Annotated in this window: 23 protein-coding genes; 19 read left to right on the top strand and 4 right to left on the bottom strand. The window is 68.9% G+C overall.

All coding sequences use genetic code 11. The features are described 5' to 3' along the window. Positions 1-10 precede the first annotated feature (10 nt). The 14 genes from AC1DYD_RS10105 to AC1DYD_RS10040 all read left to right on the top strand — a co-directional run bounded on the left by AC1DYD_RS10105 (position 11) and on the right by AC1DYD_RS10040 (position 14,210). Positions 11-823 carry a cyclase family protein gene (locus AC1DYD_RS10105; protein WP_478172599.1) on the top strand — a complete coding sequence of 271 codons (813 nt, stop codon included), beginning with the start codon at positions 11-13 and terminating at the stop codon, positions 821-823. Next, on the top strand, positions 820-1,545 hold the full coding sequence (locus AC1DYD_RS10100) for an SDR family oxidoreductase (protein WP_478172598.1): 726 nt from the start codon (positions 820-822) through the stop codon (positions 1,543-1,545). The genes AC1DYD_RS10105 and AC1DYD_RS10100 overlap by 4 nt, the downstream gene beginning before the upstream one ends. 145 nt (positions 1,546-1,690) lie before the next feature. Next, complete coding sequence (locus tag AC1DYD_RS10095) at positions 1,691-2,845, top strand: ABC transporter substrate-binding protein (RefSeq protein ID WP_478172597.1); 1,155 nt, start codon at positions 1,691-1,693, stop codon at positions 2,843-2,845. A gap of 31 nt (positions 2,846-2,876) precedes the next feature. Next, positions 2,877-4,019: an ABC transporter substrate-binding protein gene (locus tag AC1DYD_RS10090; RefSeq protein ID WP_478172596.1), complete on the top strand. Its 1,143-nt coding sequence runs from the start codon at positions 2,877-2,879 to the stop codon at positions 4,017-4,019. 199 nt (positions 4,020-4,218) lie between these two features. Continuing rightward, positions 4,219-5,541: an aromatic ring-hydroxylating dioxygenase subunit alpha gene (locus tag AC1DYD_RS10085; RefSeq protein ID WP_478172595.1), complete on the top strand. Its 1,323-nt coding sequence runs from the start codon at positions 4,219-4,221 to the stop codon at positions 5,539-5,541. Then, a complete protein-coding gene (locus AC1DYD_RS10080) occupies positions 5,538-6,008 on the top strand; it encodes an aromatic-ring-hydroxylating dioxygenase subunit beta (RefSeq protein WP_478172594.1) in 471 nt (156 codons plus the stop codon). Before AC1DYD_RS10085 ends, AC1DYD_RS10080 begins: the two co-directional genes overlap by 4 nt. 40 nt (positions 6,009-6,048) lie before the next feature. After that, on the top strand, positions 6,049-7,206 hold the full coding sequence (locus AC1DYD_RS10075; protein ID WP_478172593.1) for an ABC transporter substrate-binding protein: 1,158 nt from the start codon (positions 6,049-6,051) through the stop codon (positions 7,204-7,206). Positions 7,207-7,264: 58 nt separating this feature from the next. Beyond that, complete coding sequence (locus tag AC1DYD_RS10070) at positions 7,265-8,320, top strand: branched-chain amino acid ABC transporter permease (protein ID WP_478172592.1); 1,056 nt, start codon at positions 7,265-7,267, stop codon at positions 8,318-8,320. Continuing rightward, on the top strand, positions 8,317-10,101 hold the full coding sequence (locus AC1DYD_RS10065; RefSeq protein WP_478172591.1) for a branched-chain amino acid ABC transporter ATP-binding protein/permease: 1,785 nt from the start codon (positions 8,317-8,319) through the stop codon (positions 10,099-10,101). The genes AC1DYD_RS10070 and AC1DYD_RS10065 overlap by 4 nt, the downstream gene beginning before the upstream one ends. After that, entirely contained in the window at positions 10,098-10,829 is a 732-nt protein-coding gene (locus AC1DYD_RS10060; protein ID WP_478172590.1) for an ABC transporter ATP-binding protein, read from the top strand. Before AC1DYD_RS10065 ends, AC1DYD_RS10060 begins: the two co-directional genes overlap by 4 nt. Then, a complete protein-coding gene (locus AC1DYD_RS10055) occupies positions 10,819-12,414 on the top strand; it encodes an ATP-dependent acyl-CoA ligase (protein ID WP_478172589.1) in 1,596 nt (531 codons plus the stop codon). The genes AC1DYD_RS10060 and AC1DYD_RS10055 overlap by 11 nt, the downstream gene beginning before the upstream one ends. A 55-nt stretch (positions 12,415-12,469) precedes the next feature. Further along, entirely contained in the window at positions 12,470-13,243 is a 774-nt protein-coding gene (locus tag AC1DYD_RS10050; RefSeq protein WP_478172588.1) for an SDR family NAD(P)-dependent oxidoreductase, read from the top strand. After that, positions 13,240-13,779 carry a MarR family winged helix-turn-helix transcriptional regulator gene (locus AC1DYD_RS10045; RefSeq protein WP_478172587.1) on the top strand — a complete coding sequence of 180 codons (540 nt, stop codon included), beginning with the start codon at positions 13,240-13,242 and terminating at the stop codon, positions 13,777-13,779. The genes AC1DYD_RS10050 and AC1DYD_RS10045 overlap by 4 nt, the downstream gene beginning before the upstream one ends. Next, positions 13,776-14,210, top strand: coding sequence for an acyl-CoA thioesterase (locus AC1DYD_RS10040; RefSeq protein WP_478172586.1), 435 nt, complete (start codon positions 13,776-13,778; stop codon positions 14,208-14,210). The genes AC1DYD_RS10045 and AC1DYD_RS10040 overlap by 4 nt, the downstream gene beginning before the upstream one ends. An 8-nt stretch (positions 14,211-14,218) precedes the next feature. On the opposite strand, the gene AC1DYD_RS10035 is transcribed toward AC1DYD_RS10040, so the two are convergent. Together AC1DYD_RS10035 and AC1DYD_RS10030 are read right to left on the bottom strand one after the other, a co-directional pair. Further along, positions 14,219-15,280, bottom strand: coding sequence for a phenylacetaldoxime dehydratase family protein (locus tag AC1DYD_RS10035; protein WP_478172585.1), 1,062 nt, complete (start codon positions 15,278-15,280; stop codon positions 14,219-14,221). A gap of 25 nt (positions 15,281-15,305) precedes the next feature. Then, entirely contained in the window at positions 15,306-16,355 is a 1,050-nt protein-coding gene (locus AC1DYD_RS10030) for a carbon-nitrogen hydrolase family protein (RefSeq protein ID WP_478172584.1), read from the bottom strand. A 163-nt stretch (positions 16,356-16,518) separates the two neighbouring features. Between AC1DYD_RS10030 and AC1DYD_RS10025 the strand changes: the two genes are divergently transcribed. The 5 genes from AC1DYD_RS10025 to AC1DYD_RS10005 all read left to right on the top strand — a co-directional run bounded on the left by AC1DYD_RS10025 (position 16,519) and on the right by AC1DYD_RS10005 (position 20,942). Further along, a complete protein-coding gene (locus AC1DYD_RS10025; protein WP_478172583.1) occupies positions 16,519-17,484 on the top strand; it encodes an AraC-like ligand-binding domain-containing protein in 966 nt (321 codons plus the stop codon). Between the two features lie 67 nt (positions 17,485-17,551). Beyond that, the gene (locus tag AC1DYD_RS10020) at positions 17,552-18,997 is read left to right on the top strand and encodes a DUF2252 domain-containing protein (protein WP_478172582.1); all 1,446 of its coding nucleotides are present in this window, start codon (positions 17,552-17,554) and stop codon (positions 18,995-18,997) included. Positions 18,998-19,211: 214 nt separating this feature from the next. Then, entirely contained in the window at positions 19,212-19,994 is a 783-nt protein-coding gene (locus tag AC1DYD_RS10015) for a DUF2189 domain-containing protein (protein ID WP_478172581.1), read from the top strand. Between the two features lie 157 nt (positions 19,995-20,151). Beyond that, positions 20,152-20,490 carry a hypothetical protein gene (locus AC1DYD_RS10010; protein ID WP_478172580.1) on the top strand — a complete coding sequence of 113 codons (339 nt, stop codon included), beginning with the start codon at positions 20,152-20,154 and terminating at the stop codon, positions 20,488-20,490. Positions 20,491-20,666: 176 nt separating this feature from the next. Then, positions 20,667-20,942 carry a DUF3303 domain-containing protein gene (locus AC1DYD_RS10005; RefSeq protein WP_478172579.1) on the top strand — a complete coding sequence of 92 codons (276 nt, stop codon included), beginning with the start codon at positions 20,667-20,669 and terminating at the stop codon, positions 20,940-20,942. Between the two features lie 17 nt (positions 20,943-20,959). Here AC1DYD_RS10005 and AC1DYD_RS10000 read toward each other — a convergent pair whose 3' ends face one another. After that, positions 20,960-21,634, bottom strand: a complete 675-nt coding sequence (locus AC1DYD_RS10000; protein ID WP_478172578.1) for a protein-L-isoaspartate(D-aspartate) O-methyltransferase — start codon at positions 21,632-21,634, stop codon at positions 20,960-20,962. Positions 21,635-21,661: 27 nt separating this feature from the next. Further along, complete coding sequence (locus AC1DYD_RS09995) at positions 21,662-21,889, bottom strand: CDGSH iron-sulfur domain-containing protein (protein ID WP_478172577.1); 228 nt, start codon at positions 21,887-21,889, stop codon at positions 21,662-21,664. Positions 21,890-21,897 lie beyond the last annotated feature (8 nt).

The following is a 21,897-nucleotide window of genomic DNA, read 5'->3' as shown; positions in this document are numbered from 1 at the left end:
GAGCAACACGATGACGACGACAACCGAACTGATGTCCGCCGCCGAGATCCTCGGCGGCCTGGTGAGCGCGATGGCGAGCGGCCGCATCCGCGTGGTCGACCTCACGCAGACGCTGACGCCCGAGTTCCCGCAGATCGCCCTGCCGCCCGAGATGGGCCAGTGCTGGCCCTTCCGTATCGAGGAGGTGTCGAAGTACGACGAGCGCGGGCCGGGCTGGTACTGGAACAACTTCTCCTGCGGCGAGCACACCGGCACCCACTTCGATGCCCCGATCCACTGGATCTCCGGGCGCGACCTGCCGAACAATTCGGTCGACACGATTCCGGTGCAGCACTTCGTGGCGCCGGCCTGCGTGATCGACTGCTCCGAGCAGGTGAAGGGTGACGACGACTACCTGCTGAGCATCGCCGACATCGAGCGCTATGAAAGCCGATACGGGCGCATTCCGAAGGGCGCTTGGGCATTGATGCGCACCGACTGGTCGAAGCGGCAGGACCCCGAGGCGTACCAGAACTTCGACGAGACCGGCCAGCACACGCCGGGCCCGAGCACCGAGGCGGTGCGTTTCCTGGTCGAGGAGCGCGACGTGATCGGTTTCGGCTCCGAGGCCATCGGCACCGATGCCGGGCAGGGCTACCACCTGCGGCCCCCGTATCCGTGCCACTACTACATGCACGGGGCCGGGCGCTACGGCCTGCAGTGCCTCAGCAACCTCGACCTGCTGCCGCCCGCGGGCGCGGTGCTGATCTGCCCGCCGCTCAAGATCGAGAAGGGCAGCGGCAGCCCGCTGCGCGTGCTGGCACTGGTGGGAGCTTCGGCATGACGGCCCGGGTCGCGGCCGTCACGGGCGGCAGTGCCGGCATCGGCAAGGCGATCTGTGAAGACCTGCTCGCGCAAGGCTACGAAGTCGTCTCGCTCGCGCGCCGTCGCAGCGACGTCGAGCACCCGAAGCTGCACAGCATCGAGGTCGACCTCGCCGACCGCGCCGCCACCGGGCAGGCCGCGGCCGAGCTGGTGCGGCGCTTCGAAGTGACCACCGTCGTGCACAACGCCGGCGTGATCCGTCCCGCGTTGATCGCCGATGTCAAGCTCGACGACCTCGATGCGCTGGTCGACCTGCACCTGGGCTGCGCCATCCAGCTGGTGCAGGCGGCGCTGCCGGCGATGCGCGCGCAGCGCTTCGGCCGCGTGGTGCTGCTGTCGTCGCGCGCGGCGCTGGGCCTGCAAACGCGCACCAGCTACTCGGCGACCAAGGCCGGCATGCTCGGCATGGCGCGCACCTGGGCGCTCGAGCTCGCGCCCGAGGGCATCACGGTGAACGTGGTCGCGCCGGGCCCGATCCGCACCGACATGTTCTACGACGTGGTCGAGGCAGGCAGCGAAAAGGAACGGGCACTCGCGGCATCGGTGCCGGTCAGGCGACTCGGCGAATCGGCCGACGTGGCACGCGCCGTGCGCTTCTTCGCCGACCCCGCCAACAGCTTCGTCACCGGGCAGGTGCTGTACGTGTGCGGCGGCACCAGCGTCGGCAGCCTCGCGCTCTGAGACACGAACTTCGCGAACTCATGGTTCTTTCGCTTGCCATCGCACCCTCGCTTCATTAGCATTCTTGACACTTCAATATTTCACAAATCATGTTCTTGTTTGAAGTCCCCGCTTCGTCGTTCGTCTCCAACCTGAGGAGGTTTGCATGAAAGTCTTGACCCGACTCTGCGCACTGGCGGGCCTAGCGGCCGGCTTCGGCGCCTTCCACGCCACGGCGCTGGCCGCCGACCTGAAGGTCGGCTTCATCACCTCGCTGTCGGGGCCCGTGTCCTCGCTGGGCATCCCCTACGAGAAGGGCATGAAGGCCGCGGTGGCCTACAAGTCCGAACTCAACGGCCGCAAGATCCAGCTGGTCCAGCTCGACGATGCCTCCGACCCGTCGACCGCCGCACGCAACGCGCGCAAGATGATCGACGAGGACAAGGTCGACGTGATCATCGGTACTGCCGGCTCGCCCGGCGCCCTGGCGATCGCCGCCGTGGCACGCGAGACCAAGACGCCGCTGATCTCGATCGCCAACGCCAACCTGCCGGGCGAAGAGGGCGCCTGGATGGTCACGCTGCCGCAGCCGGCGCCGCTGATGGTCAGCGCGGTGGTCGAGCGCATGAAGAAGTCGGGCGTCAAGACGGTCGGCTACATCGGCTTCTCGGATGCCTGGGGCGACCTGGTCTACGACGCGCTCAAGAAGAGCGCCGAGCCGGCCGGCATCCAGGTGGTGTCGAACGAGCGCTACGCGCGCGCCGATTCCTCGGTCACCGGCCAGGTGCTGAAGATCGTGGCGCTGAAGCCCGACGCCGTGATCACCGGCACCTCGGGCACGCCCGGTGCCTTGCCCTACCTGGCGCTCGCCGAGCGCGGCTACAAGGGCCAGATCTACGGCATGCATGCCTTGATCAATCCCGACTTCGTGCGCGTCGGTGGCGCGTCGGTCGAAGGCCTGCTGGCCCCGACCGGCCCGGTGATCGTGGCCGAGCAACTGCCCGACTCGAACCCGATCCGCAAAACCTCGATGGACTTCCGCGCGGCCTACCAGAAGGCCAACGGCGCGGCGCCGACCGATGCCTTCTCGGCCTACTCCTTCGACGCCTGGCTGCTGTTCCTCGACGCCGCCGCGCGCACCAAGGGCGAGCCCGGCACGCCGGCCTACCGCGTGGCGCTGCGCGACGCGATCGTCAGCACCAAGGAGCTGGTCGGCACGCACAGCGTCTACAACTTCAAGCCCGACGACCGCTATGGCTCGGACGAGCGCTCGCGCGTGATCGTCAAGCTCGAGAAAGGCCAGTGGAAACTCGTTCCTTGACTCGCCACTTCTCCAAACGAACACATTGATCATGCGCACTCTCATTCGAAGCTTCGCCGTCGGCGCCGTGGCCCTTGCCGCTGCGCAGGCCATGGCCGCCGACCTCAAGGTCGGCTTCATCAGCTCGCTCTCGGGCCCGGTGTCCGCACTCGGCATTCCCTACGAGAAGGGCATCCGCGCCGCCATCGCCGAGCATCCGGTGCTGGCCGGCCACAAGGTCGAGCTGATCGTGCTCGACGATGCCTCCGACCCGACCACCGCGGGGCGCAATGCGCGCAAGCTCGTTGTCGAGGACAAGGTCGACGTGCTGATCGGCACCTCGGGCGTGCCCGGCGCGATGGCGATCGCGGCCGTGGCGCGCGAGCTCAACACACCGCTGATCTCGCCGACGCCGGTCACCATCCCCGGCCCCGAAGGCGCCTGGACCGTGACCGTCTCGCAGCCCTTTCCGCTGATGGTCGCTGCGGTGGTCGAGCGCATGAAGAAATCGGGCGTCAAGACCGTGGCCTTCATCGGCTTCTCGGACGCGCTCGGTGACCTGGCCTACGACTCGCTCGTGAAGAGCGCAGAGGCCGCCGGCATCCAGGTGGTCGCCAACGAGCGCTACGCCCGCAGCGACTCGTCGGTGGCAGGCCAGGTGCTCAAGATCCTCTCGACCAAGCCCGACGCGGTGTTCGCAGGCAACTCCGGCACGCCGGGCGCGCTGCCCTACCTGGCGCTCGCCGACCGTGGCTACAAGGGCCAGATCTACGGCACGCACGGGCTGATCAATGCCGACTTCGTGCGCGTCGGCGGGGCCTCGATCGAGGGCCTGCAGGTGCCCAGCGGCCCGGTGCTGGTGGCCGACCAGCTGCCCGACAGCAATCCGATCAAGAAGGTCTCGCTGGCCTTCCGCGGCGCCTACCAGAAGGCCAACGGTTCGGCGCCGAACGATGCCTTCTCGTCCTACACCTACGACGCCTACCTGCTGCTGGCCGATGCGGCGGCGCGCACCAAGGGCGAGCCCGGCACGCCGGCGTACCGCAGCGCGCTGCGCGACGCGATCGTCAGCACCAAGGAGCTGACCGGTACCCACGGCATCTACAACTTCAAGCCCGACAACCGTTACGGCTCCGACGAGCGCGCGGTGGTGATCGTGCGCAGCGAGAAGGGCCAGTGGAAGCTGGTGCCATGACCATGACCCACCCCCAGGTTGGCCCACTGCGTGTGGCCGCCCACCCCCTTCAAGGGGGCGCTCCCAGCGGCCCGGCAAAGCCGGTTCCGCGGGAGTTCCCGACCAGGGGCGCGCCGCGCACGGCCGCCCGAAGCGGCCGCGCCGCCCCCTCGAAGGGGGGAGGCGGCTACGCGAAGCGAGCAAGCAACGGGGGTGGGCAATGATCTACCGCCAACGGCCCGAAGCGATCGCCGCGCTCGTCGAGGACGATCGCGTGCACCGCGACCTGTACCTGAGCGACGAGCTGTTCGCGCTCGAACAGGAGCGCTTCTTCGCCCGCACCTGGCTCTACGTGGGCCACGCGAGCCAGGTGCCGAAGGCCGGCGACTTCTGGTCGCTGGAACTGGCCGGACGGCCGGTGATGATGGTGCGCCAGCCCGACGGTGCGGTGCGCGTGCTCTACAACCGCTGCGCCCACAAGGGCAGCCGGCTGGTCACCGACGAGTGCGGCAGCACGGGCAAGTTCTTTCGCTGCCCGTACCACGCGTGGACCTACAAGCTCGACGGCGCGCCGCTCGCGATCCCGCTCAAGAGCGGCTATGAAGGCACGCGCCTGAAGGAATGCGAATCGGGCCGGGGCCTGACCGAGCTCCGCCACACCGTCGTGTACCGCGACTTCGTATTCACCCGGCTGGCCGACGAGGGCCCGGGCTTCGAGGACTATTTCGGCGAGGTGCTGCAATCGATCGACAACATGGTCGACCGCTCGCCCGAGGGCCGGCTCACGGTCGGCGGCGGCGTGCTGCGCAACATCATCCATTGCAACTGGAAGATGTACCTCGAGAACATCAACGACACGGTGCATCCGATGTCGACCCACGAGTCGGCCACGCAGGCGGCCGATGCACTGTGGCAGGGCCGCGCACCCGATGCCCCCAAGCCGATGGCGATGGAACAGATCCTGCCCTTCGGCTCCGGCTATGACTTCTTCGACAAGATGGGCGGCCGCGTGCTGGCCAACGGCCACAGCGTGCTGGGCGTCAACTTCAGCATCCACTCGAACTACGCGCAGCTGCCCGACTACGAAGAGGCGATGCGCAGCGCGCACGGCGCCGAGCGCGCGATCGAGATCCTGCAGCGCTCGCCGCAGAACTCGGTGTTCTTCCCGAGCCTGTCGGTCAAGGGCTCGCCGCAGGCGATCCGCGTGATCCGGCCGCTGGCCGCCGACCGCACGCTGATCGAGGCCTGGAGCTTCCGCGCCGCCGGCGCGCCCGACCTGTTGTTCGAGCGCGCGATGAGCTACAACCGGCTGGTCTTCTCGCCGATGTCGGTGGTGGCGCATGACGACGTGCATCTGTTCGAGAGCATGCAGCAGGGCCTGCGCGCCGAAGGCAACGAGTGGGTCAGCCTGCACCGCAACTTCGATCCGTCGGAGCTGCAGCAGTCGACGATCACCACCAACGGCACCAACGAGCTGTTGATGCGCAACCAGTTCCGCGCCTGGAAGAAGTTCATGGCGCCCGACCTGGGCATGCCGGCATGATGACCCCCGAAGACTTCGTGGCCGCCGAGGCCGCCCTGCTCGACGCCGGCCGCTTCGACGACTGGCTGGCGCTGTTCGCCGAGGACGGCCACTACTGGGTGCCGCTGCAGGGCGCCGCCCAGACCGATCCCTTCTCGCACAACTCGATCGCCTACGAGGACCGGCTGCTGCTGCAGCTGCGCATCGAGCGCCTGAAGAACCCGCGCGCGCATTCGCAGCATCCGGCCAGCCACTGCCAGCACGTGCTGCAGCGTTCGCGCATCGAGCCCGAGGCCGATGGCAGCGGCGAAATCGTGCTGCACACCCCCTTCATCTATGTCGAAGCCCGCGGCGAGCAGCAGCAGCTGCTGGCCGGCAGCTACCGCCATCGGCTCGTGCGCGCGGCTTCCGGCTGGGCGATCCGGCAGAAGCGCGTCGACCTTCTCCATGCCGGGCGTGCGCTGCCGGCGATCCAGTTGTTCATCTGAGCGATCCGCTCATTCATTTCACCCACCAGGAGCCCACGACATGAAGCGTTTGATGCAGACCCTGACCCGCAGCGCGCTGGCGGCCGCGCTGGGCGTCGGCCTCACGGCAGCGGCGTTCGCGGCCGACCTCAAGGTCGGCCTGAGCGTCTCGCTCTCCGGCCCCAACTCCTCGCTCGGCGTGCCCTACGCCAAGGGCATGCAGGCCGCACTGGCCTACAAGCCCGAGGTCAACGGCCGCAAGATCCAGCTGATCGTGCTCGACGACGGCTCCGACCCGACCACCGCCGGCCGCAATGCGCGCAAGCTGGTCGAGGAGGACAAGGTCGACGTGCTGATGGGCACCTCGGGCGTGCCGGCCGCGATCGCGATGGCACAGGTCGGCCGCGATGCGAAGGTGCCGATGATCGGCCTGACGCCGATCCAGCTCGACCCGGCCGAGAACGCCTGGGTGTTCACCGTCGCGCAGCCGACGCAGCTGATGATCGACGCGGTGGTCCAGCGCATGAAGAAGGACGGCGTCAAGACGGTCGGCTACATCGGCTTCTCCGATGCCTGGGGCGACCTGGTCTACAACGCGCTCATGAAGTCTGCCCCCGAGGCCGGCATCAAGGTGCTGGGCAACGAGCGCTATGCGCGCGCCGATGCCTCGGTCACCGGACAGGTGCTGAAACTGGTCGCGATGAAGCCCGATGCGGTCATGACCGGCGGCGCCGGCACGCCGGGCGCGCTGCCTTTCCTGGCGCTGACCGAGCGCGGCTTCAAGGGCCCGGTGTACGGCCAGCATGGCCTGATCAACCCCGACTTCGTGCGGGTGGTCGGCGCCTCGGGCCAGAACGCGCTGATGCCCACCGGCCCGGTGATCGTCGCCGAGCAACTGCCCGACGGCTATCCGACCAAGAAGATCGCCATGGACTTCCGCGCCGCCTTCCAGAAGGCCAACAACGCGCCGACCAGCGATGCCTTCTCGGCCTATTCCTTCGACGGCTGGCTGGTGTTCACCGATGCCGCCGCGCGCGCCAAGGGCGAGCCCGGCACGCCCGAGTTCCGCCTGTCGCTGCGCGACGCGATCGCCAGCACCAAGGAGGTGGTGGGAACGCACGGCGTCTACAACTTCAAGCCGGGCAATCTCTACGGCGTCGACGAGCGCGCGCGGGTCATCGTGAAGCTCGACAACGGCCAGTGGAAGCTCGCGCCCTGATTTCAGGGGCAAGCGATACCGCACTCAACTTCAGGACGATCATGCGAAGGGCATTTCAATGACATGGGACGTGGCGCTCATCCTGGGCATCGACGGGCTCGCCAATGGGGCGGTCTATCTGCTTGCCGGGCTCGGGCTGGTGCTGATCTTTTCCGTCACGCGGGTGGTGTTCGTGCCCTTCGGCGACATCGCGGCCTTCGCGGCGCTGACTTTGGCGGCCTTCGAGACCGGCCGCCTGCCGCCGACCATCGGCCTGGTCCTGGTGCTGGCCGCGCTGGCCACGCTGACCGAGGTCGGTAGCCTGCTGCGGCGCGGCGAAGCACGCAAGGTGCCGAAGGCGATCCTGGCCTGGGGCGTGCTGCCCCTGCTGCCCTGCCTGCTGGCCTGGGCCACCTCGCGGCCCGGCATGCCGGCCGCCGTGCAGATCGCGGTCACGGTGCTGCTGGTGGTGCCGATCGCACCGCTCTTGGCGCGCGTGGTGTTCCAGCCGATCGCCGACGCCTCGGTGCTGGTGCTGCTGATCGTCTCGCTGGCGCTGCACTTCCTGCTGTCGGGCCTGGGCCTGCTGTTCTTCGGGCCTGAAGGCTCGCGCACCCAGCCGCTCGCGGGCGGCAGCATCGCGCTCGGCGACGGCTTCTCGGTCAGCGGCCAGGTGGTGCTGATGGTCGGCGCGGCGATCGTGCTGAGCGGCCTGTTCTTCCTGGTCTTCGAACGCACGGTGGCGGGCAAGGCCCTGCGCGCCACCGCAGTGAATCGTGTCGGCGCGCGGCTGGTCGGCATCCGGCCGGCCCGCACCGCGCTGCTGGCCTATGGCAGCGCCTCGCTGCTGGCCGGCCTGATCGGGGTGCTGATCGCCCCCGTCACCACCATGTACTACGACTCCGGCTTCATCATCGGCCTCAAGGCCTTCGTGGCCGCGATCATCGGCGGGCTGGTGAGCTATCCGATGACCGCCATCGGCGCGCTCGCCGTCGGCGTGGTCGAGAGCTTCGCCTCGTTCTGGAGCGGTGCGCTCAAGGATGTGATCGTCTTCAGCCTGCTGATCCCGGTGCTGATGCTGCGCTCCTTCATGAGCGTGCATTCGGAAGAGGAAGAAGACGAGGTGGACCAATGAACCTCCTCCGCACACGCAATTTCTGGATCGGCCTGGTGATCGTCGCATTGGCCGTCGCGCCGATGCTGGCCGGCAACTTCACGGTCTCGCTGCTCAACGACATCGGCATCGGCGCGCTGGTCGCGCTGGGCCTGGTGATGCTGACCGGCATCGGCGGCGCCACCTCCTTCGGCCAGGCGGCCTTCGTCGGCATCGCGGCCTATGCGACCGCGTGGCTCACCACCACGCAGGGCATGTCGCCGTGGATCGGCCTCTTGTTCGCGCTGCTGCTGACCGGGATGTCGGCGCTGGCCATCGGCATGCTCACCTTGCGGCTGGGCGGCCACTTCCTGCCGCTCAGCACCATCGCCTGGGGGCTGTCGATCGCGATGCTGTTCGGCAACGTCGATGCGCTGGGGCGGCACACCGGCCTGTCGAACATCCCGCCGCTGCGCATCGGCGGCTGGTCGCTGGCCGATCCGCGCGCCATCTACTACCTGATCTGGGCGCTGGTCGGGCTGGCCTTCCTGTTCAGCCACAACCTGCTGCGTTCGCGGCCCGGACGTGCGATCCGCAGCCTGCGCGGCGGCGCCACCTTGCTGGCCAGCGTCGGCGCCGATGCCTACCGCGTGCGGCTCGCGCTGTTCGTCACGGCGGCGCTGTTCGCGGGCCTCGCGGGCTGGCTCTATGCGCACATGAACCGCTTCGTGAGCCCGTCGCCCTTCGATGTCCGCGCCAGCATCGAGTACCTGCTGATGGCGGTGGCCGGCGGGCTCGGGCAGCTGGCGGGGGCGCTGGTCGGCTCGGCCCTGGTGCTGGTGCTCAAGAACGGCCTGCAGGACGTGCTGCCGATGCTCACGCAGCGTGCCGGCCAGCTCGAGGCGGTGGCCTTCGCGACCTTGTTCATCCTGCTGCTGCACTTCGCGCGTGGCGGCCTGATGGGCTTCGTGCGGCGCTGGACCGGCGGCCGTTTCGCCGCGGCGCCGTCGCGCGAGCCGGCGGCGGCGGTCGAACCGCTGCCGCACCGCAGCCTGCCCGACCGCGGCTCGCCGATCCTCTCGGTGACCGGCGCAGTCAAGCGCTTCGGCGGCCTGGTGGCGGTCAACGACGTCAGCTTCGATGTCAAGGCGGGCGAGATCGTCGGCCTGATCGGCCCCAATGGCGCCGGCAAGTCGACCATGTTCAACCTGCTGACCTGCACGCTGCCGATGACCGCGGGCCAGGTGCGCTTCCTGGGCCAGGACATCGCCGGCCTGCCGCAGCGCACGGTGGCGCGGCTCGGGCTGGCGCGCACCTTCCAGCACGTGAAGCTGCGCCCGCACATGAGCCTGCTCGACAACGTCGCGCTCGGTGCCCACTCGCGCACCACCTCGGGCGTGCTCAAGGCCGGGCTGCGGCTGGACCGCACCGAGGAGCGCCAGATCCTGCAGGAAGCGCAGCGCCAGCTCGACCGCATCGGCCTCGGCGACCGCGCGCACGAGCTCGCCGGCAGCCTGCCGCTGGGCACCCAACGCATTCTCGAGATCGCGCGGGCGCTGGCCGCCGACCCGGTGCTGCTGGTGCTCGACGAGCCCGCGGCCGGCCTGCGCCGCAAGGAGAAGATGGCGCTCGGCGAATTGTTGCGCAAGCTGCGCGATGACGGCGTGACGATCCTGATCGTCGAACATGACATGGACTTCGTGATGAAACTGGTGGACCGGCTGGTGGTGATGAACTTCGGCTCGAAGCTGGTCGAGGGCGTGCCCTCGGCGGTGCGGGCGGATGCGCGCGTGCAGGCGGCTTACCTGGGGAGCGTGGCATGACGGCCATGCTCGAAATCGGTGACCTGCATGTGTCCTACGGCCAGGTCGACGCGGTGCGCGGCGTCTCGCTGAGCCTCGAACACGGCCAGATCATTTCGGTGATCGGCCCCAACGGCGCCGGCAAGACCACGCTGCTGGCCGCGGCGATGGGCCTGCTGCCGAGCAAGGGGATCCTGAAGTTCGAAGGCGAGGACCTGCACGGGCTCGACGTCGAGGCGCGGGTCGAGCGCGGCCTGTGCCTGGTGCCCGAGAAGCGCGAGCTGTTCGGGGAGCTCAGCGTGCTCGACAACCTGCAGCTTGGGGCCTATTCCAAGCGACTGGGGAGCGCCGCGCTCAAGCGCCAGCTGCAAACGGTCTACGAGCGCTTTCCGCGGCTGGCCGAACGGCGCGCCCAGCGTGCCGACACGCTCTCTGGCGGCGAGCGCCAGATGCTCGCGGTCGGCCGGGCCCTGATGTCGGCGCCGCGCCTGCTGATGCTCGACGAGCCCAGCCTGGGCCTGGCGCCGCTGATCGTGCGCGACATCCTCCTGATCGTGCGCAAGCTGCGCGACGACGGCGTCTCGATCCTGCTGGTGGAGCAGAACGCGCGCGCCGCGCTCGAGAGCTCCGACCACGGCTACGTGCTGGAGACCGGCGAGATCGCGCTGTCGGGGCCTTCGGGGCAGCTCGAGAGCGACCCGCGCGTCCAGGCCACTTACCTCGGCGGAGGCACCGACGATGACGAATGAACCGCGCCAGCTGCCGGCCGCGCAGCGCACCCTGCCGGCGATGCTGCAGCGGCAGTCGGTGCGCTTCGGGCGGCGCCCGCTGCTGAGGGTCGCGGGCAGGACCTGGTCGCATGCCGATGCCGCCGAAGCGGCGGCGCGGCTGGCCGCGGCGCTGGCGCAATCCGGCGTGGCGCGCGGCGACCGCGTCGCGCTCATGAGCGGCAACTGCATCGAGTTCCTCGAGGTGTTCCTCGGCGCCGGCTGGCTCGGCGCCGTCACGGTGCCGGTCAACACCGCCTCGATGGGCCCGCAGATCGAATACTTTCTTTCCAACAGCGAGGCTCGGCTGCTGGTGATCGAGGCGGCCCTGCTCGAGCGGCTGCCGACGGCGGACCTGGGCCGCACGGCGTTGCAGGAGATCTGGGTCATCGGCGAATCGAACAGCCCGTGGCAGCCGCCCGCCGGCATCCGGCTCCTGCCGTACCGCCAAGGCGCCGAGCCGATCGCGCCGGCCGCGGTGCAGCCCGGCGATCCGCTGGCCATTCTCTACACCTCGGGCACCACCGGCCCGGCCAAGGGCGTGGTCTGCCCCCATGCCCAGTATTTCTGGTGGGGCGTGAACAGCGCCGAGGTGCTCGGTGTGGGCGCCGACGACGTGCTGTGCACCACCTTGCCGCTGTTTCATATCAACGCGCTCAATACCTTCTCGCAGGCCGCGCTCACGGGTGCCGAGGTGGTGTTCGAGTCGCGCTTCTCGGCCTCGGGCTTCTGGCCGTCGATGCGGGCGAACGGCGCCACCGTGGTCTACCTGCTCGGCGCGATGGTGCCGATCCTGCTTGCCCAGCCCGAAGGGCCCGGCGAGCGCGATCACCGCGTGCGCACCGGCCTCGGCCCCGGCGTGCCGGCGGCGGCGGGGCAGGCCTTCCTGGCGCGAACCGGCGTTCGGCTGCTCGAGGGCTACGGCTCGACCGAGACCAACTTCGCGATCGCCACCGCGCCCGATTCGCCGCGCGGCGGCGTCATGGGCTGGCTGCGGCCGGGTTTCCAGGCGCGGGTCGCCGATGCCGACGACGCCGAGCTGCCGCCCGGCGAGGCCGGCGAGCTGCTGCTGCGCGCCGACGAGCCCTATGCCTTCGCGAGTGGCTACTTCAACATGCCCGAGAAGACCGTCGAGGCCTGGCGCAACCTGTGGTTCCACACCGGCGACCGGGTGCTGCGCGAGGCCGACGGCGCCTTCCGCTTTGTCGACCGCATCAAGGACGCGATCCGGCGCCGCGGCGAGAACATCTCTTCCTTCGAGGTCGAGCAGGTGCTGCTGAGCCATCCGGCGGTCGCCGCCTGCGCGGTCTACCCGGTGCGCTCCGAGTTGGCCGAGGACGAGGTGATGGCGGCGCTGGTGGCCCGCGAGGGCAGCCGCATCGAGCCCGACGACCTGATGCGCTTCTGCGAGGCGCGCCTGCCGTACTTCGCGGTGCCGCGCTATCTCGACCTGCTGGAGGATCTGCCGCGGACCGAGAACGGCAAGGTGCAGAAGTACAAGCTGCGCGAGCGCGGCGTGTCGGCCGCCACCTGGGACCGCGGCCCGGCCGCGCGCGCCAAGGGCTGAGCTCGAAAAAAGCACCCGTGGTTAAAATGTTTAGTTGTCAACGGTTTATCCAGCCATGAAGAATGCATTGAATGGACGCCACGCGGTCGTGACCGGCGCCGCCCGCGGAATCGGCGCCGAGATCGCGCGCACCCTGGCGGCCGAGGGCGCCCGCCTGAGCCTGCTCGGCCGCGATCGTGCCGCGCTGGAGCGCGTGCGCGCCGAACTCGCGGGCAGCGGGCACGGCGTGGCCGCGGTCGATGTCGCCGATGCCGACTCGGTGCGCGCGGCCTTCGAAGCGGTGCGCGCGGTGTCGGGCCCGGTCGGGATCCTGGTCAACAACGCGGGCCAGGCCGAGAGCGCGCCTTTCCTCAAGACCTCGGTCGAGCTCTGGCAGCGCATGCTCGGCGTCAACCTCACGGGCAGCTTCCTCTGCGCGCAGGCGGCGCTGCCCGACATGCTCGACGCAGGCTGGGGCCGCATCGTCAACATCGCGAGCACGGCGGGCCAGAAGGGCTATGCCTACGTGGCCGCCTACGCCGCGGCCAAGCACGGCGTGGTCGGGCTCACGCGCTCGCTGGCGCTCGAGGTGGCGCGCAAGGGCATCACGGTCAACGCGGTCTGCCCGGGCTACACCGATACCGACATCCTGCGCAACAGCGTCGCCAACGTGGTCGGCAAGACCGGCCGCAGCGAGGCCGATGCGCTGGCCGAATTCGCGGTCGTCAATCCGCAGCGCCGCATCGTGCAGCCGGCCGAGGTGGCCGACGCGGTGCGCTGGCTCTGCGGCGAGGGCGCGGCGTCGGTCACCGGCCAGTCGATCTCGGTGTCGGGCGGAGAAGTCACATGATCGACAGCAGCAACGACCCCTCGCATGCGGCGCTCAGCGATGCCGAGGAACTGGGCCACGAGGCCCGCGCCGGCAACGACGACCACGCCGTGCTCAAGCTCTGGCTGCGCATGCTCGCCAGCACGACGCAGATCGAGGCCGAGATCCGCAAGCGGCTGCGCGAGCGCTTCGACATCACGCTGGCGCGCTTCGACTACATGGCGCAGCTCTACCGCTACAAGGACGGCCTCAAGATGCGGGTGCTGTCGCGCTACCTGATGGTCACGGGCGGCAACGTGACCGGCCTCACCGACGAACTCGAGCGCGAAGGCGTGGTCTCGCGCACCGCCAGCCCGGACGACCGCCGGGCCTGGATCGTGAGCCTCACGCCCAAGGGACGCCGCAGCTTCGAGGCCATGGCCAGCGAGCACGAGCAATGGATCCTCGAGATGTTCTCGGGGCTCGACATGAAGACGGTGAAGCAGTTGCACAGCCAGCTGGGCCAGCTGCGGGTGCATGTGATGCGCAACGAGGCCGCCGGCGAGGAGCCTTCGTGAGCGAAGCACTCGCCGGTGCGTTCCGCCGCGAGCGGCTGATCCGCTTCTCCGACTGCGACCCGGCGGGCATCGTCTTCTATCCGCAGTACTTCGTCATGTTCAACGGCCTGGTGGAAGACTGGGTCAACGCGATGGGCATTGGCTACCACCGGCTGATCACGGAGCAGCGCATCGGCCTGCCGACGGTGCGGATCGAGGCCGATTTCCGCGCCGTGAGCCGCTTCGGCGACAGCGTCACGCTGGCACTGGCGGTCGAGCGCCTCGGCACGCGCTCGCTGACCCTGGCGCTGCAATGCGTGGGCGTCGACGACGAACTGCGCATGCAGATGCGCCAGGTGCTGGTGACGACTTCGCTCGAGACGCATCGCGCGCTCGAGATCCCGGCGGCGCTGCGCGATGCGATCCTGCGCGGCATTCCCGACGGGGGCTGAGTCCTCGCTCAGGCCGCCAGGCCGTTCATGAGCCCGGTGCGCGGGTGACAGTTGATGTATTCGTAGCTCTGCTCGTCCGCCTTCAGCACCGAGACCTCGTGGTACACGCGCAGCTGCAGCTCGAAGTTGAGTTCCTGCACGTAGCGCATGAAGCTGCCGAAGATCGCCACGTGCGTGGGATGCGACTCGGCCCAGCGCTCCATGTCGGCCAGCGAGCGCCAGAAGCTCAGGCCGAAGGACTTCTGCAGCGGCGCGCCGCTGGCGTCAAGGTGGTGCATGTAGCGGTTGCTGTAGCAGCCGATCGCGAGGCCCTGGTCGCGCAGGAATTCCATGCCTTCGCGCAGCGTCGGCTCCATGTCCTCGAGGTAAAGCGTGCGCTCGCGTCCGGTGGTGTCGGTCCATTCCTGGCCCGAGCGGATCATCGCCACGTTCTGGTGGCCGGCGATGCGCACCCGCTGCCCCGGCGCGGGCGCGCCCGAGATCGCGCTGCGGCTTCCCGATGCCACCATCGCGTCGGTCTGCGACAGCGGAATCCGGTCGCGCATCGAACCCCAGTAGCCGTGCTCCCGGATCTCGCCGCTGACCCCGCCGCCCATCACCACGCCCACCCCTTCGAAGCGGTCGGGCGTGCTGAACATGGTTTCGTAGTGCGCGGCCCGTGGCGAGGCGATCTCGCGGAAATAGCCCAGTCCGTCGTCGAGCCGCGCGGGCGAGCGCCACCCGTCGTCGATCTCGGGCGTGGCGCACCAGCGCGCGAAGGCGGCCGGGTCGCTCCAGTACGCGATCGCGATCATGTTGTCGAAGCCCTCGGCGTCGACGAAGTGCGCCAGGTCATGGTGGCCCGGCCCGTCGGCGAGGCCAAAGCTGCGCGCGATCTTCATCAGGGCGGCGCAGGCGCGGCCCTGCAATCCGGGCCCGCGCGACTGCACGCCGAAGTAGCCCATCACCACCTGGCCCACGCCGGCGGCTGCGCGGGCCGACCAGACGGGGTAGGGCGGCGTGTAGTCGTCCTCTACCCGGCGCTGCCGGGTGCGCGGACATTTCAGGTGCTCGGCAATGGCGGATTCCATGGCGCTTCCCCTGTGACGTGGCGGCTCAGGCCACGACCGGTTGGCGGGCGGCAGCCGCAGCCGGTTCGACCGGCGTGGACACCGGCTCGGCGACAGCCTTCTCGGGCTCGGCCGGCCCCTGCAGCACCACCGGCTCGCGCCGCTTCCTGTTGAACAGCAGCTGCGTGACGTCGGGCCGCGAATAGTGGCCGGCCGGGTCGCCGGCGGCCTTGGCCAGCGAGATCGTCCCGAGGTCGATGTCGGCCACCACCAGCCCCTCCTCGTCCTCGGCCAGGTTCTTGCCGAGCGGCGAGCCGTCGGGCCCGTAGATGCGCGCGAAGCCGCCGCCGACCAGCAGCATCTGCTGCTTGCCGGCATCGGTGCACAGCAGCGCGTGCATCGCCTTCGACACCGTGGCGCAGGGCGCGACCACGAAGCACTGGCCTTCGGCCGCGTAGACCTGGCTGGCGGCGTTGTTGACCTCGGCGCCGAGCGCATAGGCGCCGCCGCGGTAGAGCGAGAAGCTGGGCCAGGCGCCGCAATGGATCTGCTCGTTCTGCGAATACATCGCGTACTTGCTGAGCGGCTGCAGGTGCTCCCAGCACGACAGCGAGCCGATGTTGCCGATCGGCGTCTCGACCACGCTGAGATCCGAGCCGTCGCCTTCGCCGAAGACGGTGCGCTCGACATGGGTCGGCTTCAGCTTGCGCCGCGTCTGCAGCGTGTGGCCCTGGTCGTCGATCAGCGCCTGCGCGATGTACAGGCTGCCCGCGGCCTTCTCGCTGTAGCCGAGCGAGACCCAGATCCGGTGCTTGCGCGCGGCCTCGCGGATGCGGTCGAACTCGGGCGAGCCGACCACCAGGGAATTGTCGTGGTAGCGCTGCACGAACTGCATGCCCCAGGCCGGCGAATCGAGCCAGATCCACCACGGATAGCCGGGCACCCAGGTCTCGGGAAAGGCGATCAGCTGCACGCCCTGGCCGGCCGCCTGCGCCATCAGGTCGATGGTCTTGTCGATGGTGCCGTCGAGGTCGAGGAAGACGGGGGCGGCTTGCACCGCGGCGACGCGCAGGCGGGGATGGGTGGTACTGGACATGGCGTTCTCCAAAAGGGGTGGAAGGGACCCGCGGCCTCCGGGTTAGCGCGGTGGCACACGGGTTGCTTGAAGCGTAAGTTCGCCGCCTGGAAAGCGCCTTGTCCGGAATTCGCGGCGTTCTTGATCCAGCGTCGCAGGCGGCCATTTCTGCGGAAGGAATCCCATGACCCGATTGCTCAGCACTGCCGTCGTTCCGCGCGCGCAGCGGCTCGCCTACTGGACCGACATGATTTGCAACGTTTATGTCCAGCTCGGCTGCGATGCGGTGCCGGGAGATCGCCCCAAGGGCGAATTCGACGGCAGCATCCAGCAGCACACGCTGCCCAGCCTCGATGTCTCGGTCGTCAGCTCGGGGCCGCAGAAGGTGATGCGCACGGCGGGCCACATCGCGCGCTCGTCGGACGACTATTTCCTGGTCAGCATCCAGGCCCGCGGCCGCGGCGTGGTGCGGCAGGACGGGCGCGATGCCGTGCTGTCGGTGGGCGACTTCGCGCTCTACGACAGCACGCGGCCCTACCAGCTGCTGTTCGACGATGCCTTCGAGCAGATCGTGCTCAAGTTGCCGGGCGAGCGCCTGCGCAGCGAGCTGCGCCAGACCGAGGCCCTGACCGCCACCACCGTGTCGGGCCGCGAGGGCGCCGGCCACCTGCTGCTGGGCATGATCCGCACGCTGCACGAGGACATCGACGCCCTGCAGCCGGCCTCGGCGCTGGCGGTCGCCAACGGCGTGCTCAACATCCTGGTGGCCGGGCTGCAGACGCTGCCGGCCGCACGCTCGCCGGGCTTGAGCAACCTGACCGCCTTCCACCTGGCGCGCATCAAGCGCCGCGTCGACGAACAGCTCGACGATCCGGCGCTGTCGGTCGGCACGCTGGCGGCCGCGCTCGGCCTGTCGGTGAGCCAGATCCATCGGGTGTTCAAGAGCGAGCCGGTGACGCCGGCGCAGTACATCTGGGAGCGCCGGCTCGAGGCCTGCAGCCGCGACCTGCTCGACCCGCGCGCCGCCGGCCGCACGGTCGGCGAGATCGCCTATGGCCGCGGCTTCAACGATGCGGCGCATTTCAGCCGGGCCTTCCGCGAGCGCTTCGGCTGCTCGCCGCGGGAGTGGCGGCAGCGCGTCGCGCATTGATTCGACCGCCGCGCCGCAGGGTGCGGGTTCCGGCATGATGTGCGACGGAGCCACACCGGAGCAAAGAATGGCGCGTGCCGAGAGAGACGAACCCGACCCCGAGGAAAGCAGCCGGGCGGAGGCCCTGGCCAGCGCCTTCACGGCGCCGCGGCCGAGCGTCGAGGAGCGCATGGCGGCCGGCAAGGCCTTGCGCGAGCGCGTTCCCCGGGCCCGCCACGGCGCCTTCGAGCGCCTGCCGGAGGTCGACCCGCTGGCCATCCTGAAGGCGCAGGCGGCCACCCGCCTGCAGCAGCTGGTGCCGGTGCGGCACGCCCGCATGCTGCAGTCGCCCTTCGCCTTCCTGCGCGGTTCGGCCGCGGTGATGGCGGCCGACCTGGCGCCCAGCCCGAGCACCGGGATCCGGGTCCAGGCCTGCGGCGACATGCACGTGGCGAACTTCGGCGTCTTCGCGTCCGCGGAGCGGCAGCTGGTGTTCGCCATCAACGATTTCGACGAAACGCAGCCCGGGCCCTGGGAGTGGGACGTCAAGCGGCTGGCGGCCAGCGCCTTCGTGGCCGCCCATCACCTGGGCGGCGACAAATCCGAGCGCGAGGCGGCCGCGAGGGCCGCGGTCGAGAGCTACCGCGAGCGCATGCGGCGCTACGCCGGCATGGGGCAGCTGGAGATCTGGTATGACACCATCCACAGCGATCGGCTGGTGGAATCGCTGCCACCGGCCTGGCGAGGGAGTGCGGGCGCGGTGCTCGACAAGGCGCGCAAGCGCACCCACATGCAGGTGCTCGACAAGATGACCGACCTGGTGGACGACCAGCACCGGATCATCGAGCAGCACCCTTTCATCGTGCGCTCGCCCCTGACTTCGATGGGGCGTCCGGTGGACGAGGCGATCGGCCATTGCCTGGCCCACTACCTCGAGTCGCTGGCGCCCGAGCGCCGGCTGCTGCTGTCGCGCTACCGGATCGTCGATGCGGCGCAGAAGGTGGTCGGGGTGGGCAGCGTCGGCACCCGCTGCTGGATGGTGCTGATGCAGGGGCGCGACGAGGACGACCCCCTGTTCCTGCAGCTCAAGGAGGCGCAGCCTTCGGTGCTGGCCCCCTTCGCGGGCGATGTCGACCCGGCCCACGCCCCGGCCAACCAGGGCGAGCGCGTGGTCCGGGGGCAGCGGCTGATCCAGGGTTCACCCGACATCTTCCTCGGCTGGGGCCGGATCGACGGCGTGCACTTCTACATCCGGCAGTTGCGCGACATGAAGGGCGGCATCGACCTGGCGCCGGGCGAGACCAGCCCGGGCGGCTTCATCGAGTACTGCAGGCTGTGCGGCTGGGCGCTGGCCCTGGCGCATGCCAAGTCGGGCGATGCCGCGATGATCAGCGGCTATCTGGGCAAATCGGATGTGTTCGACGACGCGCTGGTCGAGTTCGCCACCGCCTATGCGGGGCAGACCCGGGCCGACCACGAGCGCTTTGCGGCGGCGGCGAAGGAGGGGGTGGTGGCGGTGGCGTCGGGCGCGTAGCCCTGCCTCAGATCACCCCGCGCTCTCGCAGCACCCGGCACCCGGTCGTGCCGCCAGATCCTGCGCCAGCGCCGCGCCCTCGGGTGTGGCGATGTCCAGCGTGATCGAGTGCTTGGCCAGGGCTTGATTGCCGCTGGCGATGCGCGCGACTATGCTGGCGGTAGCGCTGACGCCGCTTGGTTTCCAGCGCGGGCTTCACGAAGGAGTGTGCGCCATGGAACACCCGCTCGACAGTCAATCTCTTCCGCCGTCAATGGTGGCGCCCGCCGTGCGCCGGGTTGGCGCGATGCGGCCCTTCGTTTGGCTGCGCTTGGGCGCACGCGATCTGGCGTTCCGGCCAGGCTTGAGCCTCGGTGTCGGTGTGCTGGTTGCAGTTGCAGGCCTGGCCCTGATGGCCGCGACCTGGGATGCCACCTACCTTGCGCCAACTCTGCTCGGCGGCTTCTTGCTGGTGGCACCCTTCCTCGCGATGCCCCTGTACGCACTGTCGCGCCAGCGGGAGCAGTCCGCCGCGCCGGACTCCGCATTGGCGCTTGGCGCGTGGCGCGGCAACGCCGGCTCGATCGCGCTGTTCGGATTGGTGCTCACGCTGGCGTACTTTGCCTGGGAGCGCCTGGCAGCGATCGTCTTCGCACTGTTCTTCACCGAGCACGTGCGGCACGCGTCGCACCTGCCCGCAGCGCTGCTGCTGTCGGGCCAGCCGGTCGGTCTTGTGCTTGCCTTCTTCGCGCTTGGCGCCGCGGTGGCAGCGCTCGTCTTCGCGCTCGGCGTCGTCAGCGTGCCGTTGCTGGTGGATCGCCCCGTGGACGTGATCACCGCGGTGCTGACCAGCCTGCGCTGCTGCGCCCGCAATCCGGTGGCCATGCTGCTGTGGGCCGTGTTGATCGCAATGCTGACGGCCCTCGGTTTTGCGACGTTCATGCTCGGGCTCATCGTCATCTTCCCGTGGCTGGCACACGGGAGCTGGCACGCCTATCGCGAGATGGTGGACGGGTGATCCTGCGCGGGCAGCGGTATCAGTGCTTCCAATGCGCTGACCACCGTCTCTACTGGGAAGGCGAGACCGGAGCTGCCGCGCCTGCCGGCAAGCCCGCAAGCATCCATGAACGTCAAAATGTAATACGAATTGACTAATTCGACATCGCGGCCGTCAAATGGCCAAGGCCATCCACCTCGCCCTGGCCCGAAACCACCCCGCGCGAAGGAGAGACGACATGCCCAAGGTAGTAATCACAGCGCAGATTGAAGACCCGGACAAGTGGGAGAAGGGCTTCCGGACCCACGGTCCGCTGTTCAGGAGCCAAACCGTCACCAAGCCAATCAGCTTCGCGACCATCGCAGGCAATCAAGTCGCGGTGTGCGCCGAGCCCGATGACCTGGACGCGTTCATGAAGGGCATGGATTCCCCCGCGACGGCGGAAGCCATGGCCTTCGATGGCGTCAAGAGAGAGACCGTCAAGATATTCGTCCTTGACAAGGAATTCAAGGTCTAGCGAGCAAGGTGCACGACGAGCGACGACTCGAGCACGGCCGACTGGTCGGGCGAGCAGAACCTCTTCGTAGGAGCCGGGCGTACCCTGCTGTGCTCCCCGGCGGGTCGATGGGGCTTTGAGTGCCGCAAGGCCCACGCACAGCCGGCGGCACGTGTCCATGAACTTTGGAGAAGTCTATGAAGTACATCGTGAGTTGGACTGTTCCGCAAGGCACATTCAATGCCGCCATCGCCCGCTTCCTGGAAACAGGTGGAGCGCCGCCCAAGGGGGTTGAACTTGTCGGGCGCTGGCATGGAATGAGTGGCCAAGGTTTCGCGATCACCGAGTCGAACGACGCGAAGGCAATGTTCCTGTATCAGGCTCAGTGGGCTGACTTGCTCGCCATGACGGTGACTCCCTGCCTTGAGGACGCTGATGCCGGGTCGGTGCTGGCTTCCCTGGGGAAGCGCTGAGGCCCGCGGCCGACCATTCACGGCATGGCGACGTCCTCGAGGGTCGAGAAAAGCACCTCGAAGATTTCCCGTGTCGTAACTGAACCCTGCGCGTCCTTCTTGAGCTGGATGAGTTGCTGTGCATCCGGCAACCCGGCGGGTATCACCATCGTGCCGCCTGGCTTCAACTGATAGATGAGCGCCGGCGGGATCAGCTCGGGGGCCGCCGTTACGATGATCTTGTCGAATGGTGCGTGCTCGGGCCAGCCATGGCTGCCGTTGCCGATCAGGATCTCGACGTTGGCATGTCCTTGGTCGGCCAGCCGATGCCCGGCTTGCTCGGCCAGTTCCTCGACGATCTCGACAGTGAAGACGCGGTGCGCGAGCTCCGCCAGGATGGCCGACTGGTAGCCCAGCCCGGTACCGATCTCGAGCACCGTGTCGGTCGGTTGGACGCCGAGCAGGTCGGTCATCACGGCGACGATGAAGGGTTGCGAGATCGTCTTGCCGTAGCCGATCGGCAAGGGGGAATCGACGTAGGCGTAGGGCCGCAGTTCGAACGGCACGAACGCGTGGCGCGGCACCGTGGCCATGGCGTTCATGACCCTCGAATCCAGCGCCGCCTTGCCCAGATACGTGGTCGAGAAAACAGTCTTGGCCGCGATCTCGGCCAGCATGCGCTGCCGCAGCATCGTGAAGTCCGGTTCGCTCATGGTGCCCTCGGGCGTGCCGGCACGAGCCTATTCGCTCGGCGTGCGGATGTTGGGGAATGCGTGCGCGATCGCCTTGCGTTGCACATCGGCGTCGTACCAGCAGAGCGCCCCTTCCTGCTCATCGCGTGTCAGCTTGTGCGTGCCGTCGCAGAAGGGCTGGTTCGCCGACAGGCCGCAACCGCAGATGAATTTCGTCTCGCCGCCGATGTCTATCGGATAGGGCTTGCTGCGCGTGCGCATGACCAGTCTCGCCATGATTGCCT

The organism is Variovorax sp. P4_B11 (genome assembly GCF_056402355.1).
Note: the sequence above shows the minus strand (reverse complement) of the source record. Positions and strands in the feature narration are given on the sequence as shown.

Coding starts and splice junctions, on each gene's coding strand:
- AC1DYD_RS10105 (WP_478172599.1), top strand. CDS start 11: ATGACGACGACAACCGAACTGATGTCCGCCGCCGAGATCCTCGGCGGC.
- AC1DYD_RS10100 (WP_478172598.1), top strand. CDS start 820: ATGACGGCCCGGGTCGCGGCCGTCACGGGCGGCAGTGCCGGCATCGGC.
- AC1DYD_RS10095 (WP_478172597.1), top strand. CDS start 1,691: ATGAAAGTCTTGACCCGACTCTGCGCACTGGCGGGCCTAGCGGCCGGC.
- AC1DYD_RS10090 (WP_478172596.1), top strand. CDS start 2,877: ATGCGCACTCTCATTCGAAGCTTCGCCGTCGGCGCCGTGGCCCTTGCC.
- AC1DYD_RS10085 (WP_478172595.1), top strand. CDS start 4,219: ATGATCTACCGCCAACGGCCCGAAGCGATCGCCGCGCTCGTCGAGGAC.
- AC1DYD_RS10080 (WP_478172594.1), top strand. CDS start 5,538: ATGATGACCCCCGAAGACTTCGTGGCCGCCGAGGCCGCCCTGCTCGAC.
- AC1DYD_RS10075 (WP_478172593.1), top strand. CDS start 6,049: ATGAAGCGTTTGATGCAGACCCTGACCCGCAGCGCGCTGGCGGCCGCG.
- AC1DYD_RS10070 (WP_478172592.1), top strand. CDS start 7,265: ATGACATGGGACGTGGCGCTCATCCTGGGCATCGACGGGCTCGCCAAT.
- AC1DYD_RS10065 (WP_478172591.1), top strand. CDS start 8,317: ATGAACCTCCTCCGCACACGCAATTTCTGGATCGGCCTGGTGATCGTC.
- AC1DYD_RS10060 (WP_478172590.1), top strand. CDS start 10,098: ATGACGGCCATGCTCGAAATCGGTGACCTGCATGTGTCCTACGGCCAG.
- AC1DYD_RS10055 (WP_478172589.1), top strand. CDS start 10,819: ATGACGAATGAACCGCGCCAGCTGCCGGCCGCGCAGCGCACCCTGCCG.
- AC1DYD_RS10050 (WP_478172588.1), top strand. CDS start 12,470: ATGAAGAATGCATTGAATGGACGCCACGCGGTCGTGACCGGCGCCGCC.
- AC1DYD_RS10045 (WP_478172587.1), top strand. CDS start 13,240: ATGATCGACAGCAGCAACGACCCCTCGCATGCGGCGCTCAGCGATGCC.
- AC1DYD_RS10035 (WP_478172585.1), bottom strand. CDS start 15,280: ATGGAATCCGCCATTGCCGAGCACCTGAAATGTCCGCGCACCCGGCAG.
- AC1DYD_RS10030 (WP_478172584.1), bottom strand. CDS start 16,355: ATGTCCAGTACCACCCATCCCCGCCTGCGCGTCGCCGCGGTGCAAGCC.
- AC1DYD_RS10025 (WP_478172583.1), top strand. CDS start 16,519: ATGACCCGATTGCTCAGCACTGCCGTCGTTCCGCGCGCGCAGCGGCTC.
- AC1DYD_RS10020 (WP_478172582.1), top strand. CDS start 17,552: ATGGCGCGTGCCGAGAGAGACGAACCCGACCCCGAGGAAAGCAGCCGG.
- AC1DYD_RS10015 (WP_478172581.1), top strand. CDS start 19,212: ATGGAACACCCGCTCGACAGTCAATCTCTTCCGCCGTCAATGGTGGCG.
- AC1DYD_RS10010 (WP_478172580.1), top strand. CDS start 20,152: ATGGCCAAGGCCATCCACCTCGCCCTGGCCCGAAACCACCCCGCGCGA.
- AC1DYD_RS10005 (WP_478172579.1), top strand. CDS start 20,667: ATGAAGTACATCGTGAGTTGGACTGTTCCGCAAGGCACATTCAATGCC.
- AC1DYD_RS10000 (WP_478172578.1), bottom strand. CDS start 21,634: ATGAGCGAACCGGACTTCACGATGCTGCGGCAGCGCATGCTGGCCGAG.
- AC1DYD_RS09995 (WP_478172577.1), bottom strand. CDS start 21,889: ATGGCGAGACTGGTCATGCGCACGCGCAGCAAGCCCTATCCGATAGAC.